Below are 13,548 nucleotides of genomic sequence, written 5' to 3'. Positions count from 1 at the left end.
GCATCGATCTGGTCGTATGCCTTGGCTTCGCCGCCGAACTTGGAGGACAGCACGGTAGCAATCGCTGCCGTCAGCGTCGTCTTGCCGTGGTCCACGTGGCCGATCGTGCCCACGTTGACGTGAGGCTTGGTGCGCTCGAACTTTCCTTTTGCCATTTTTCCGACTCCGAAAAAAATCTATACCAATACAACTGGATTTCGGCGCAACCAGAATCGGACGCACCTGAAAGTGGTGCCCATGGCGGGAATCGGACCCGCGACCTCTCCCTTACCAAGGGAGTGCTCTACCACTGAGCCACATGGGCAACTTGACGCCGCTCGCGCGACATCAAAATTGCTAACTCAACAAACCAGCACAAACAAGCAATGGAGCGGGAGACGGGAATCGAACCCGCGTCATTAGCTTGGAAGGCTAGGGTTCTACCATTGAACTACTCCCGCATCGGCCAAAAACCTCTGCGCGCCTGACAAAGCCAAAAGCAAAGCCAAACATCGACCTCAACACTACTCACTCACTGGTGGAGGGGACTGGATTCGAACCAGTGTAGGCGTAAGCCAACAGATTTACAGTCTGCCCCCTTTAGCCACTCGGGCACCCCTCCGGAGAATTTCGAATTATAGCACTAGTTTTTTGCGGCCCGAAGAAATTCCCAAATCCTCGCCATCAGTCCCACGAGAAAGACTCAGGACTGCATGCGTCACTGGTGCGGCTGGCGGGGATCGAACCCACGACCCTTGGCTTCGGAGGCCAATACTCTATCCACTGAGCTACAGCCGCACGGTAAAACTGACGCAGCCCCACATTATCGCACGCAACCAACCCACCAGGATCGGCGCCACCCAACCCCAACACGAGAAGAGCAAAACACCCACTTCACAAGGAGAGACCGCGAGCCTCGGCATCCCCAGACACTGGGAGCGACAACCCCAGCCCCAGCAAAAAAGCATCGGTACTCGCCCCACCAACCACCACCAGATCAAAGCCCCCCTCACTCAGTATCCAGTTTCTGATAAGCCCGTCGAACAAGGCGTGCAAGCCAATCGCCGCCTCGATGGACGCGACAGGCAAGACAACCCCCTGCGCCTGCGCTCCCAGCTCAAAGTCACGCGCCAGTTGCCGCGTAAAACCATCCGACGCAGCCATGTGGCGATCACGAACCCCCACAAGTTCGCCCACGTACTCCACTTTGTAGAGCGCAATCTCAAAAACCCGGCGCGTTCGCTCGTCAGAAGCCACACTGCGCAGCACAAACGCCATCACAGCCCGCAGTCGCTGCACGGGATTCGGACAAGTACTGCTTTCAAACTCACCGTAGCCCTGCTCCAACGGAAGAGTCATCCGGTCCATCATGGCATTGAAGAGATCCACCTTGTCCTTGAAGTGCCAGTAGATCGCCCCCCGAGTAGCACCGGCGGCCTGAGCAATGTCACTCAGCGAAGCACGCGAAACCCCCCTCTCCCAGAAGACATGCTCCGCCGCATCAATCAGGCTATTGCGCGTAGCAATTGCATCTTCCTTGGTTCGACGCGCCATTGGTAATTGCCTCCTTATGTTCAATACTAAGTACCCACACTTTATGCAAAGACATCGGGGCATCGCAATTATACATTCATGTCTGTATGTATAATCGCGCACTTATTTCGTCGGGCTCTGATCTTGGACTGCCTCCGACCGAGGGGCCATCCCCTACAACCCCATTCCTTGACGCCAATCAAAAGGACTCCCATGCCCACATCCCGTGACGCATTTACCACCGCCTCCTTTCGCGCCTCCCCAACTCACAGGGCCGCCTCTCTGGTCGCCGCTACTGCGGCAGCGCTCCTACTGGCCTCATGTGGCAAGGCGGACGGCCAAGCCGCCGCCGGAGGACCGCAGATGCCCCCCGTGGAGGTCGGCGTTGTGACTGCGACCCCTGGCGACGTCGGGTTGATCACTGAATTGCCAGGCCGTGTGGAGGCCTCGCGGGTTGCGCAGGTACGGGCTCGCGCCGCTGGCATCCTGCAGCAACGCCTTTTTAAGGAAGGCAGTGATGTGAAGGCGGGACAACCACTGTTTCGGATTGACCCTGCACCCTATGCTGCAGCATCCGAGAGTGCCCGAGCCAGTCTGGCAAAAGCGCAGGCCAACCTCGCGCAGGCCAGCGCGCAGGTGGAACGCTATCGCCCACTGGTAAGTGCCAACGCCATCAGCAAACAGGACTTCGTGAACGCCGAAGCCGCCGAGAAGCAGGCACAGGCGGATGTGGCCACCGCCAAGGCCGCAGTACGCACCGCCGACATCACTCTGGGCTACGCCAGCGTGACATCGCCCATATCGGGCCGTATAGGCCGCGCCTTGGTTACTGAAGGGGCATTGGTGGGGCAAGGAGAAGCCACCCCCCTGGCCGTGGTGCAGCAAATCGACCCCGTGTACGTGAACTTCACCCAGTCGGCCAGCGATGTCTTCCAGTTGCGCCGGGCCATGGAAAGCGGCCAGTTCAAGCGCGCCGGAAGCGCAGAGGCCGCGAGCGTCAAGCTCGTTCTGGGCGATGGAACCGAATACGCCCAGGCAGGAAAGCTGCTGTTCACCGATCTGTCGGTGGACTCCACCACCGGTCAGGTCACATTGCGCGCGGAAGTCCCCAACCCCAAGGGCGAGTTACTACCGGGTCTGTATCTGCGCGTACGCATCGAACAAGCACAGGCCAGCAACGCCATCACCCTGCCCCAGCAAGCAGTCACACGCACCCAGCAGGGTGACTCGGTGAGCGTGGTGGGTGACGATGGCAAGGTGTCTCCACGCACCATCAAGGTCAGCGCCGCCCAGAACAACCGGTGGGTGGTTCTTGACGGGCTGAAGGCGGGGGAAAAAGTCATGGTGGACGGTTTTCAGAAACTGCAGATGCTGCCCCCGGGCACGCCTGTGAAACCCGTCCCATGGCAGGCCCCAGGAAGCGCTTCCGCACCTGGAGCACTTTCGGCACAGGCCGCCACACCTGCTGCATCTGCCGCTTCGGCATCGAAGCCATAAGGGGCATTCCAGCATGGCCAAGTTCTTTATCGACCGCCCCATCTTTGCATGGGTGATCGCGCTGTTCATTATGGTGATGGGCGGCGTGGCGATCACGCAGCTACCTATTGCACAGTACCCGCCAGTGGCCCCCCCGGCCATCGTCATCAACGCAGCGTACCCCGGTGCATCCGCGCAAACCCTCGAAGACAGCGTGCTGTCGGTGATCGAACGCGAGATGAACGGTTCGCCCGGGCTGATCTACATGGAATCCGTCGCACAGGCCGACGGCTCCGGCAGCATCACCCTGAGTTTTCAACCCGGCACCAATGCCGACCTGGCACAGGTGGACGTGCAAAACCGCTTGTCACGTGCAACGCCCCGCCTACCCTCCGCCGTAACGCAGCAAGGTGTGCGCGTGGACAAATCGCGCTCCAACTTTCTGCTGTTCACCATGCTCTCGTCCACCAACCCGGCAACGGACACGGTGGCCCTGGGTGACTATGCATCGCGCAACGTCGTGCCCGAACTGCAACGCCTGAAAGGCATCGGCCAGGCGCAGCTTTTTGGTACAGAGCGCGCCATGCGCATCTGGATCGATCCCGCCAAGATGGTGAGCTTCAACCTCTCGGCCGCCGAGATCACGGCCGCAATCCGCGCACAAAACGCCCAGGTGGCCAGCGGCACCATCGGCGATCTTCCCAACATCGCAGGCCAGGCGATCGCAGCCACCGTCGTGGTCAACGGCCAGCTCTCCAGCGTGGAGCAGTTTGGCAACATCGTTCTGCGGGCCAACACCGATGGGTCCACGGTGCGCATCAAGGACGTGGCACGCGTGGAACTCGGTGGCCAGGCCTATGCCACCGCTGCACGCCTGAACGGCAAGCCCGCCGTGGGCATCGGCGTCCAGCTCTCCCCCAGTGGCAACGCCCTGGAAGCTGCCAAGGCCGTTCGCGCCAAGATGGATGAACTCTCGCGCTACTTTCCTGAAGGCATGAGCTGGAGCATCCCGTACGACAGTTCACGCTTTGTGGACATCTCCATCAGGCAGGTGGCAGAAACCCTGGTGGAAGCGGTGGCGCTGGTGTTCCTCGTGATGTTCCTGTTCCTGCAGAACTGGCGCTACACCATCATCCCCACGATCGTGGTGCCCATTGCTCTCCTGGGTACATTCGCCACGCTGCTGGCGCTGGGGTTCTCGATCAACGTGTTGACGATGTTTGGCATGGTGCTGGTGATCGGCATCGTGGTGGACGATGCGATCGTGGTGGTGGAAAACGTCGAGCGCATCATGAGCGAAGAAGGGCTCTCGCCCCTGGAGGCCACGCGCAAGGCCATGCGCCAGATCTCAGGCGCCATCATTGGCGTGACCGTGGTGCTGATCTCAGTATTCGTGCCACTGGCCTTCTTTGCGGGGTCCACCGGCAACATCTACCGCCAATTCTCGGCAGTGATGGTGGCATCCATCGCTTTCTCGGCCTTCATGGCGCTGTCGCTCACGCCAGCACTGTGCGCCACTTTGCTCAAGCCTGTGGAAGCCGGCCACCACCATGAAAAGCGCGGTTTCTTCGGCTGGTTCAACCGTGGCTTCTCGCGCACGGCCAAGGGGTATGAAGGTTTTGTCTCGCGCATGCTCAAGCGGGCAGCGCGCTACCTCGTCATCTACGCAGCCATCATTGGCGCCGTGGCCGTGGTGTACATGCGGCTGCCCACATCGTTCCTGCCCAGCGAGGACCAGGGCAACATCATTGTCAACGTACAACTGCCACCCGGCGCCACACAAGAGCGCACGCTGGCCGTGATGCAGCAGGTCGAGGAGTTCATCCTCAAACAGCCCGAAGTGCAAAGCATGGTGGGCGTGCTGGGGTTCAGCTTCTCTGGCCAGGGCCAGAATGCCGCCCTTGCCTTTGTGACATTGAAGGACTGGAGCGAGCGCCACGGCCCAGGCCAGTCGGCACAGGACGTCGCCAGCCGGGCTTTCGGGGGGTTGATGGGCATCCGCGATGCGTTCATCTTCCCGTTGAGCCCGCCACCTATTCCCGAGCTTGGCAACGCAAGCGGCTTCACGTTCCGCCTGCAGGACCGCGGGGGCGCCGGGCACGAAGCGCTGGTGAAGGCGCGCAACCAGCTGCTGGGCATGGCCTCGCAAAGCAAGGTGCTGACCCAGGTGCGCCCGGATGGCCTGGAAGACGCCCCGCAGTTGCAGATCGATATCGACCGCGACAAGGCCAACGCGCTGGGCGTGCCGTTTGATGCGATCAATTCGGCACTGTCCACCGCGCTTGGCTCGAGCTACGTGAACGACTTCCCGAACCAGGGCCGCCTGCAGCGCGTGGTGGTGCAAGCCGACGCCCCGGCGCGCATGCAACCGGATGACCTGTTGAAGATCAACGCCGCCAACAGCCAGGGCAAGCCCGTGCCCCTTTCGGCATTTGCCACAACGCGTTGGGCGAACGGCGCGCAGCAAACGGTGCGCTACAACGGCTATCCGGCCATGCGCATCTCGGGTGCGCCCGCCCCGGGTTTCAGCACGGGTGCCGCGATGGCCGAGATGGAAAAACTCGCGACCCAGTTGCCCGCAGGCTTCGGCTTTGAGTGGACAGGCCAATCCCGCGAGGAAAAACTGGCGGGGGCACAGTCGCTGATCCTCTACAGCTTCGCCATCCTGGCCGTGTTCCTGTGCCTGGCAGCGCTGTACGAAAGTTGGTCGATCCCGCTGGCCGTGATCCTGGTCGTGCCCCTGGGCGTGCTGGGTGTACTCCTGGCCACCCTGCTGCGCGGCTATGCCAACGACGTCTACTTCCAGGTGGGGCTGATCACGATCATCGGCCTGTCTGCCAAGAATGCAATTTTGATCATCGAATTTGCGAAAGACCTGCAGGCCCAGGGCAAGAGCGTGATCGAGTCGGCACTGGCGGCCGCCCACCTGCGGTTCCGTCCCATCGTGATGACCTCGATGGCCTTTGGCCTGGGGGTCCTGCCGCTGGTGATCGCATCGGGGGCCGGTTCGGCCAGCCAGCGCGCCATTGGCACCGGCGTGCTGGGTGGAATGGTCACTGGCACGGTGCTGGCCGTGTTCTTCGTGCCCGTGTTCTTCGTAGTGGTCCGCAGCCTGTTCAAAGGCAGCGCGCGCCAGCAGGAAATGAACCGTCGCCATGCAGAGGAAGCAGGAGTTGGAACCCATGACTAGTCACCCACGTACCACCGCCATCGCGCTGGCAACAGCCCTGCTGCTGGGCGGTTGCTCGTTCATACCGACGTATGAGCGCCCCGCGGCGCCCGTGCCAGCCACTTACGCCACGAGCTCCGCCGCCACGCCAAACGCCGCAGCGGCAGCGCCCTGGCAGGACTATTTCGCCGAGCCCCGGCTGCGCCAGCTTATCGAAGTGGCCCTGGCCAACAACCGCGATCTGCGGGTGTCCGTGCTCAACATCGAGCAGGCACGCGCAACGTTCCAGGTGCGCAGGGCAGACCTCTACCCGGGCGTGGGCTTGGCCGCCAACGCGAGCCGCGCGCCCGCCACGGGCACCGGCGACCTGACCAACTCGTTCAGTGTCGGCCTGGCGGTCACGGCCTGGGAGATCGACTTCTTTGGCCGCATTGCAAGCCTCAAGGAACAGGCCCTTGCGCAGTACCTCGCCACCGAAGAAGGTCGCAACGCTGCGCAAGTGAGCCTAGTGGCCGCCGTGGCCAACGGCTGGCTGAACCTGCTGGCCGATGAAGAGCTGCTGGACCTGTCACGCCAGACCCTAGCCTCGCGGGACGAGTCTGTACGCCTGACCAAGATGCGCCTGGATGCAGGCGTTGCTTCCGAGCTCGATTTCCGCCAGGCCGAGTCGCTGACCCAGGCCGCACGGGCCACGCTGGCCCAGCAGCAGCGCCAGCGCGCGCTGGACGAAAACGCCCTGGCACTGCTGCTCGGGCAATCCCTGCCCGACGACATCCGTGCCAGCCTCGCAGGCAGCAGGCTGGCAGCGGCCCCCGCCATGGCGCAGTTGCCAGCGGGGCTGCCATCCGAACTGCTGACCCGTCGGCCCGACATCCGCCAGGCGGAGCAGCAGCTGATTGCAGCCAACGCCAACATCGGCGCTGCCAGGGCCGCGTTCTTCCCGCGCATTTCGCTCACCACCCAAGCGGGCACCGCCAGCGGCGAGCTGTCGGGCCTGTTCAAGAGCGGCTCATGGGGATTCACCATTGCGCCGTCCCTGCTGCTGCCCATCTTTGATGCGGGCCGCAACCAGGCCAACCTCGAGAGCGCACAGGCCGGCCGCGGCATCGCCATCGCGCAGTACGAAAAAGCCATCCAGACAGCCTTCCGCGAAGTGTCGGACGCACTGGCAGGCCAGGCCACGCTGGGCGAGCAGGCGCAGGCGCAGCAGCTGCAGGCCCAGGCCGAGGCCTCACGGCTGCAGCTGTCCGATCTGCGTTACCGCAACGGCGTGTCGAGCTACCTGGATCTGCTGGATGCGCAGCGCTCGCTGTTCGCAGCGCAGCAGGCCGTGGTGCAGGTCAAACTCGCACAACTGCAAAACCAGGTGGCGCTGTACAAGGCCCTGGGTGGCGGAGCACCTGAAGCTGCGGCAGCAGGCAATCCATCCTGATACAAAAGACGGCCCCCTGGCGCGCCACAGTTTGTGGCGCGCGCAGGGTCGTGCCGTGTATCAGGGTCACGGCGTGCGCGGGCCTTACCCGGAGAACAACAGCCCCGCAGATATAATTTAAGGTTGATTTCATCAAAGCCCCCGATACACCAGAGGACGTCATGAGCGACAACCACCACGAAGAAGCCCATACCGGCCCGATCAAGAACCCCAAGCAGTTGCTGGTCGCGGTACTTTTCTCGTTTGTGATTCCAATCTTTGCCATCATTGGCTTGGTTCTGTACGTCACGTCGGCCGACAAGCCAGCCGCTGGCGCCGCCAATCCCGAGAAAGCCATTGCCGAGCGCATCCAGAAGGTGGGCATGGTCGAGATCCGTGATGCCAACCGCCCTCTGAAGGCCGGTGAAGAGGTGTACAAGAGCCAGTGCGCCGCGTGCCATGCCACAGGCGCTGCCGGTGCTCCCAAATTTTCGGATGCCGGCGCCTGGTCGGCCCGCATCGCAACCGGCTTTGAAACGCTGGTGCAATCCGCCCTGAAGGGCAAGGGCGCGATGGCTCCGCAAGGTGGCGGGGATTTCAACGACACCGAAATTGCACGTGCCGTGGCCTACATGGCCAATGCAGCCGGCGCCAAATTTGCAGAACCTGCAGCCCCCGCCGCCGCTGGCGCCGCTCCGGCAGCCGCAGAGGCAGCCCCTGCAGCCCCAGCCACTCCGGTGGCGGCGGCAGCCCCCGCCGCTGAGGCTGCTCCAGCCGCTGCCGCACCGATTGCCGCAACCGCAGGCGCTGGCGAAGCCCTGTACAAGCAGGCGTGCCAGGTGTGCCATGCCGCTGGCGTGGCCGGTGCCCCCAAGTTTGGTGACAAGGCCGCCTGGTCGGCCCGCCTTCCTGCTGGCATCGATGCGCTGTACAGCAGCGTCGCCAAGGGCAAGGGCGCCATGCCTCCCCGTGGCGGTGCAGCACAGGCTTCAGACGCCGACCTGCGCGCAGCGGTCGAATTCATGGCAGCCGCCGCCAAGTAAATCAACACCCTTCCGCTCCCACCGCACTCGCGGCACCTTTCGGGGCGGAACACGGGGACAAAAAAGCCGGTCTTGCTGACCGGCTTTTTTTATGGGTGGGGGCCCGACACCGAGGGCGCCTTGGTTGGAGCCTGGGCCTGCGCCGCCCAGCGGCTGCTCGGGCTCATGACAAAGCCGTAGCGGCCAGGCAGGTCCTCCGCCCGCACCGCCTGCGGAAGCCAGCGCCCGGCTTCCACCGCTTCGGCCACCAACGGAACGTCCAGTGTGTGCACCAGGCCCACACCCAGCGCAGTGGTCAGGTAAACGCGGCCCTGTGCGTCCACCAGGCAATCCTGCACCGCCGCGCCACGGCCCGTGTGGGACACCACCGAAAAATCAGCCTGTATGCGCCAGACCCAGGGCGTGGCTTCCAGCTCGACATACACCCGCTGGGGCCCGTTCTGGAAGAACCATTGACCCTGCCCATCGGGTTCGAAATTGCGTGCGATGAATTCGATGAGCTTTTCATGCTGCAGCAAGGACCCCTTGCTCTGCGGAAACGGCCCAGTGGCCTGGGCCTGGTCATCGCGCAGGTACCAATGGCCACGCGCGTCCAGGCCCAGCCAGCCGTAGCAGTTGGGCACGTTGGGCCACTTGGCCAGCGCCTGTTTGACGATGTCATCCATGCGGCGATTGTGCGCCCGCCCGCGCCCCGGCCTCTGTGTGTTCGGCCAGCCATCCGCCCACAGCGTCAGGCATCGCGCGCACATGTCCTGGCAGGCGACCATGGGCAAAACCCACATGGCCGCCGTGCGGAGGCTGCCACAGTGTGACGAATCCGTTGCGCACCTCGTGCGGCAGCGGAAGGCTGGCGGCCGGGACAAACGGGTCGTTGCGCGCATTGACCACCAGGGCCGGAATGCGGATGTGGTGCAGCAACGGCTTGGCCGACGCCCGCTGCCAGTAGTCCTCGGTGTTGCGAAAGCCGTGCAGCGGCGCGGTGAACACGTTGTCAAACGCATACAAGTCGCGCGCGGCCATCAGCGCCTGCCGATCGAACAACCCGGGGTGCTGCGCCAGCTTCTGCAACGCCTTGGGCACCAGGGTGCGCATGAACATGCGTGTGTAGACCTGCCGATTGAAGCCGCGCCCAATGGCGTGCCCCCCTGCGGCCAGATCGACGGGCGAGCACACGGCAGCCACGGCATCGGCGCTGCGCGCGGCGTCCTCGCCCGCCTCGGCCGCCCAGCGCAAGAGTGCATTGCCGCCCAAGGAGACGCCCACGGCCATCAAAGGCCCCTGGTGCGACGCCCGCAGGCGCTGCAGCATCCAGCCGATCTCGGCGTGGTCGCCCGAGTGGTAGGCACGGGGCGCCCGGTTGATCTCGCCGCTGCAACCCCGGAAATGGGGCAACGCGCAGGCCCAGCCGCGCTCGCGTGCCAGATCGGCAAAAGCCTCGCAGTAGTGGCTGCGCGACGAGCCTTCCAAACCGTGAAAGACCACCAACAGCGGCCGGGGTGCCACAGACGCCGTGGCGCCCTCTTCCTGCAGGAAATCAATGTCCACAAAATCCCCGTCCGGCGTGTCCCAGCGCTCACGGCGGTATTCGGGGCGGGGGCCAAACACACGGCGCGAATACAGGGCCGGCCAGATGGTCTGTAGCTGGCCACCAGGCAACCACCGAGGTGCTACATATTTCAAAGCAATAGACTCTTGCAGATCATGCGCCAGGCAGCAAAAAAGCTTGAATGCAAGCCTACCGCCGCTCAGTGGAGCACGGGCCGCTGGGCATCCACCACCTGCGCGTCCGGCGCCACGCCAGGGCTCGCATGGTGCGCCACCAGGCGCCAACCTTCCGGGGTCTTGTGATAGACGTTGGTGGCCAGCACCACGGCCTGGTGCAGACCGTCGGGCAGCATCACCTCGACCTGTTCGACCACACTGTGCACGGCGCTCGTCAGCGCCACCACGCGGTGCACTTGCAAGGGCCGCGCCCGCACCGTGCCATGCGAGAACATCGCCTCGAATGCTGTGCGAATCGCCCCCGCACCCAGCAGCCGGGGCCCGCCCGGATGCACACAAATGATGTCGTCGTCTTCGGCCCAGCAGGACATCAAAAGCTCGATGTCGCCCCGCTGCAAAGCCTCGTAGAACGCGGCTTCGGTGTCGTCCGAGGAACCTCCGAGGGTGGCGGCACTGGCGCGGGAACGGGGCATGGTGGTCGGGGTGGGACGTCTGGGACAAAGGAGGAGGGCATGGCGGCTGCGCGGCCCGCCATGTGCAGGGTGCTATTGTGCGGCCATCTCCCAAAGCCTTGCGACGCGCCCGGAAAGTGGCGCCGGGTGCTGCACTTGTTGCAGAATCTGCCGAGCATCCGGTTTCTGGCACCTTGGCGTCTTGGCTCCGTGCCCCAACCTGTCCCTGAACCCCACTTGGCGAACCCCACCATGATCCAACGCATTCTTGCCCTTTTGGCCGCCGTGCTGGCGTTGAGCGCATTGACCGGCTGCGGCTACAACGACTTCCAGCGGCTGGACGAGCAGTCCAAGGCCGCGTGGAGCGAGGTCCTCAACCAATACCAGCGCCGTGCGGACCTGGTGCCCAACATCGTCGCCACCGTCAAGGGCGAGGCGAACTTCGAGCAGGAAACCCTGACCCGCGTGGTCGAGGCGCGCGCCAAAGCCACCTCCATCCAGGTCACGCCCGAAACCCTGAACAACCCCGAGGCATTCAACAAGTTCCAGCAGGCGCAGGGCGAATTGTCGGGTGCGCTGTCGCGGCTGATGGTGGTCTCTGAGCGGTATCCCACGCTGCAGGCCAACCAGGGCTTCAGGGACCTGCGTGTGACGCTGGAAGGCACCGAGAACCGCATCACCGTGGCACGCAACCGCTACATCCAGACCGTGCAGGAATACAACGTGCTCGCGCGCAGCTTCCCCACCAACCTGACCGCCATGGCGTTCAGCTATCCCCCCAAGCCCAGCTTCACCGTGGCCAACGAGGCCCAGATCTCCGCACCACCCACCGTGGATTTCTCCGCGTCCAAGCCCAAGCCTTGAACGCAGCCCGTCTCGTCGCTGAAAATTTAAGAAAAATATGCCTCTAGCGCTTATCCATAAAGCGCTAACAGCTATATTATTTATAGCGATTGCACTGCCCTGGGCACATGCCGACGGCAGCTTGCAGCCCGTGCCCGCGCTCACCAGCCCCGTCATCGACCAGACCGGCACCCTGAGCGCCGCCGACAAGGCCACGCTCGAAACACAGCTGCACACGCTGGAGCAGACCCGGGGCGCGCAGGTGGTGGTGCTGATGGTGCCCACTACCGCCCCCGAGGACATCGCATCGTTCGCCAACCGCGTGGGCAACACCTGGAAGATCGGGCGCCGCGACGTGGGTGACGGCGTGCTCGTGATCGTGGCCAAGAACGACCGCAAGATGCGCATCGAGGTCGCCAAGGCCCTGGAAGGGGCCATCCCCGACATTGCAGCGGCGCGCATCATCGACGGCGCCATGAAACCCCGGTTCCAGCAAAACGACTATGCGGGCGGGCTGGGCGCGGCCATCACCCAGCTCTCCGCACGCATTGCTGGCGAAGCGTTGCCAGCACCCGCCAGCAGCGGCAACAACACGACCCACAGCCCAAACTGCAGCCGCGACGGATTCGATTGGACGGACCTCGCCGTCTTCCTCTTTTTCGGCGTGATCGTGGCTGGGCCCCTGGCGCGCAGCATTTTTGGCAGCCGCCTGGGTGGCCTTTTTATGGGTGGGGGTGTGGGTTTCCTGGCCTTCGTGGTCACCTCCAGCCTGATCGTGGCGGGCGGCGCGGGCCTGCTCGCACTGCTCTACACCTGGATCTTCGGTGGCTCTGGCGGCAGCAGCAGCCCCCGGCGTGGCCGAGGCGGTGCGGCGGCCGGAGGTTGGGGGGCCGGTGCCGGTGGCGGCTGGAGCGGCGGTGGCAGCAACAGCGACAGTGGCGGATTCAGCTCGGGCGGTGGTGGAGATTTTGGAGGCGGCGGCGCCTCGGGGGACTGGTGAACATGGGCCCAGAATCAGCAACAGCCACCTCTATCACCGCTTTACCGGCTGCACTTTGGCGCCTGGTGCGCCACCGGTGGTGCGAGCCCCAGGCGCGCCGTGCGCTGCCTGGTGAGACCCTGGAGCGCCTCGCCGCGCAGGTGGCCGCCAGCGAACAGCAGCACATGGGCCAGATCCGCATCGTCGCCGAAGCCAGCCTGCCCTGGAGTTACCTGCGCCGGCATGCGAGTGCGCGCGAACGCGCCATCATGCTGTTTAGCAAATACCGCGTGTGGGACACCGAGCACAACAACGGCGTGCTGATCTACCTGCTGCTGCCCGAGCACGCGATAGAGATCGTGGCCGACCGGGGCCTCGCCCGGCATGTGGCACCGGACGAATGGCGCGATGTCATTGCGCTCATGGCCCCTCGCTTTCGCCAGTTGGAGTACGAAGAGGGCCTCGTGCAGGCCATCGAGGCAGTTTCGTCCCGCCTCGTCCGGCACTTTCCACGCCCCCCGGACACCCCCGGGCACAACGAATTGCCCGACGCACCGGTGATTCGCTAGCGCCCCACGCGACGTATCCCCGTGATCAGACTCCCCGAAAACAGGGGTGGTCTCGAGTGCCATGGACAGGCCAGAAGGCCCTCCAAAAAAAGCGCTGGAACGCCGCAGGGACCTGGTTTCGGAGTGTCCTCGCTGAACTCGCCGTGTGGCATAGTGCGCCCCTTCGTTCGATTTTCACTGTCCCAAATCGGCAGCAGGGTTTTCCTCTAAAAACCCTTCTTTCGGACGCCGCCATCCACCAAAGCAGGGGACTCCACGCGAAGTTCCCGACGCATTGTTTCCAATACTGGAACAGTTAGTTTGCGACCCGGTGGTTTTTCTTCCGCTTCCACCCGCGTACAGTTCAACCCATCGATGAGCCGAACCCGCAAG

At 63.8% G+C, this 13,548-nt stretch carries 12 protein-coding genes and 4 tRNA genes; 7 read left to right on the top strand and 9 right to left on the bottom strand.

The window, feature by feature from the left end:
- The 6 genes from ASE39_RS13995 to ASE39_RS13970 form a co-directional block, all read right to left on the bottom strand.
- Window positions 1-155, bottom strand: a 155-nt coding sequence (locus ASE39_RS13995) for a GTP-binding protein (protein WP_242421447.1), incomplete at its 3' end; no start/stop codon positions are given.
- 74 nt (window positions 156-229) lie between these two features.
- A tRNA-Thr gene (locus ASE39_RS13990) sits at window positions 230-304 on the bottom strand.
- 62 nt (window positions 305-366) lie between these two features.
- Window positions 367-440, bottom strand: a tRNA-Gly gene (locus ASE39_RS13985).
- Between the two features lie 75 nt (window positions 441-515).
- Window positions 516-601, bottom strand: a tRNA-Tyr gene (locus ASE39_RS13980).
- Between the two features lie 100 nt (window positions 602-701).
- Window positions 702-777, bottom strand: a tRNA-Arg gene (locus ASE39_RS13975).
- A 96-nt stretch (window positions 778-873) separates the two neighbouring features.
- A complete protein-coding gene (locus ASE39_RS13970; RefSeq protein WP_010467273.1) occupies window positions 874-1,533 on the bottom strand; it encodes a TetR family transcriptional regulator in 660 nt (219 codons plus the stop codon).
- 192 nt (window positions 1,534-1,725) lie between these two features.
- Between ASE39_RS13970 and ASE39_RS13965 the strand changes: the two genes are divergently transcribed.
- The 4 genes from ASE39_RS13965 to ASE39_RS13950 all read left to right on the top strand — a co-directional run bounded on the left by ASE39_RS13965 (window position 1,726) and on the right by ASE39_RS13950 (window position 8,611).
- Entirely contained in the window at window positions 1,726-3,009 is a 1,284-nt protein-coding gene (locus ASE39_RS13965) for an efflux RND transporter periplasmic adaptor subunit (RefSeq protein ID WP_057271549.1), read from the top strand.
- Window positions 3,010-3,022: 13 nt separating this feature from the next.
- A complete protein-coding gene (locus tag ASE39_RS13960; protein ID WP_010467271.1) occupies window positions 3,023-6,178 on the top strand; it encodes an efflux RND transporter permease subunit in 3,156 nt (1,051 codons plus the stop codon).
- Window positions 6,171-7,589 carry an efflux transporter outer membrane subunit gene (locus ASE39_RS13955; RefSeq protein ID WP_057271548.1) on the top strand — a complete coding sequence of 473 codons (1,419 nt, stop codon included), beginning with the start codon at window positions 6,171-6,173 and terminating at the stop codon, window positions 7,587-7,589. The genes ASE39_RS13960 and ASE39_RS13955 overlap by 8 nt, the downstream gene beginning before the upstream one ends.
- Before the next feature lie 161 nt (window positions 7,590-7,750).
- A complete protein-coding gene (locus ASE39_RS13950; protein WP_057271547.1) occupies window positions 7,751-8,611 on the top strand; it encodes a c-type cytochrome in 861 nt (286 codons plus the stop codon).
- An 89-nt stretch (window positions 8,612-8,700) separates the two neighbouring features.
- Here the strand turns inward: ASE39_RS13950 and ASE39_RS13945 are convergent, their stop codons facing one another.
- From ASE39_RS13945 to ASE39_RS13935, 3 genes are all read right to left on the bottom strand, one after another.
- The gene (locus ASE39_RS13945; protein WP_057271546.1) at window positions 8,701-9,276 is read right to left on the bottom strand and encodes a DUF2946 family protein; all 576 of its coding nucleotides are present in this window, start codon (window positions 9,274-9,276) and stop codon (window positions 8,701-8,703) included.
- Window positions 9,269-10,291 carry an alpha/beta fold hydrolase gene (locus ASE39_RS13940; protein ID WP_057271545.1) on the bottom strand — a complete coding sequence of 341 codons (1,023 nt, stop codon included), beginning with the start codon at window positions 10,289-10,291 and terminating at the stop codon, window positions 9,269-9,271. The genes ASE39_RS13945 and ASE39_RS13940 overlap by 8 nt, the downstream gene beginning before the upstream one ends.
- A 65-nt stretch (window positions 10,292-10,356) precedes the next feature.
- On the bottom strand, window positions 10,357-10,806 hold the full coding sequence (locus ASE39_RS13935) for a nuclear transport factor 2 family protein (RefSeq protein WP_057271544.1): 450 nt from the start codon (window positions 10,804-10,806) through the stop codon (window positions 10,357-10,359).
- Window positions 10,807-11,040: 234 nt separating this feature from the next.
- On the opposite strand from ASE39_RS13935, the gene ASE39_RS13930 reads away from it, so the two are divergent.
- From ASE39_RS13930 to ASE39_RS13920, 3 genes are read left to right on the top strand one after another with little or no spacing between them, the layout of a single operon-like run.
- Window positions 11,041-11,649, top strand: coding sequence for a LemA family protein (locus ASE39_RS13930; RefSeq protein ID WP_029414406.1), 609 nt, complete (start codon window positions 11,041-11,043; stop codon window positions 11,647-11,649).
- A 37-nt stretch (window positions 11,650-11,686) separates the two neighbouring features.
- Window positions 11,687-12,628, top strand: a complete 942-nt coding sequence (locus ASE39_RS13925; RefSeq protein WP_057271543.1) for a TPM domain-containing protein — start codon at window positions 11,687-11,689, stop codon at window positions 12,626-12,628.
- Window positions 12,629-12,630: 2 nt separating this feature from the next.
- Complete coding sequence (locus ASE39_RS13920; RefSeq protein WP_057271542.1) at window positions 12,631-13,176, top strand: TPM domain-containing protein; 546 nt, start codon at window positions 12,631-12,633, stop codon at window positions 13,174-13,176.
- The last annotated feature ends 372 nt before the right edge of the window (window positions 13,177-13,548 follow it).

Source organism: Acidovorax sp. Root267, assembly GCF_001429215.1.
Taxonomy (GTDB): domain Bacteria; phylum Pseudomonadota; class Gammaproteobacteria; order Burkholderiales; family Burkholderiaceae_C; genus Acidovorax; species Acidovorax radicis.
Note: the sequence above shows the minus strand (reverse complement) of the source record. Positions and strands in the feature narration are given on the sequence as shown.

Bases quoted from the DNA above. Each gene is read 5' to 3' on its own strand.
- ASE39_RS13970 (WP_010467273.1), bottom strand. From the start codon at position 1,533: ATGGCGCGTCGAACCAAGGAAGATGCAATTGCTACGCGCAATAGCCTG.
- ASE39_RS13965 (WP_057271549.1), top strand. From the start codon at position 1,726: ATGCCCACATCCCGTGACGCATTTACCACCGCCTCCTTTCGCGCCTCC.
- ASE39_RS13960 (WP_010467271.1), top strand. From the start codon at position 3,023: ATGGCCAAGTTCTTTATCGACCGCCCCATCTTTGCATGGGTGATCGCG.
- ASE39_RS13955 (WP_057271548.1), top strand. From the start codon at position 6,171: ATGACTAGTCACCCACGTACCACCGCCATCGCGCTGGCAACAGCCCTG.
- ASE39_RS13950 (WP_057271547.1), top strand. From the start codon at position 7,751: ATGAGCGACAACCACCACGAAGAAGCCCATACCGGCCCGATCAAGAAC.
- ASE39_RS13945 (WP_057271546.1), bottom strand. From the start codon at position 9,276: ATGGATGACATCGTCAAACAGGCGCTGGCCAAGTGGCCCAACGTGCCC.
- ASE39_RS13935 (WP_057271544.1), bottom strand. From the start codon at position 10,806: ATGCCCCGTTCCCGCGCCAGTGCCGCCACCCTCGGAGGTTCCTCGGAC.
- ASE39_RS13925 (WP_057271543.1), top strand. From the start codon at position 11,687: ATGCCTCTAGCGCTTATCCATAAAGCGCTAACAGCTATATTATTTATA.
- ASE39_RS13920 (WP_057271542.1), top strand. From the start codon at position 12,631: ATGGGCCCAGAATCAGCAACAGCCACCTCTATCACCGCTTTACCGGCT.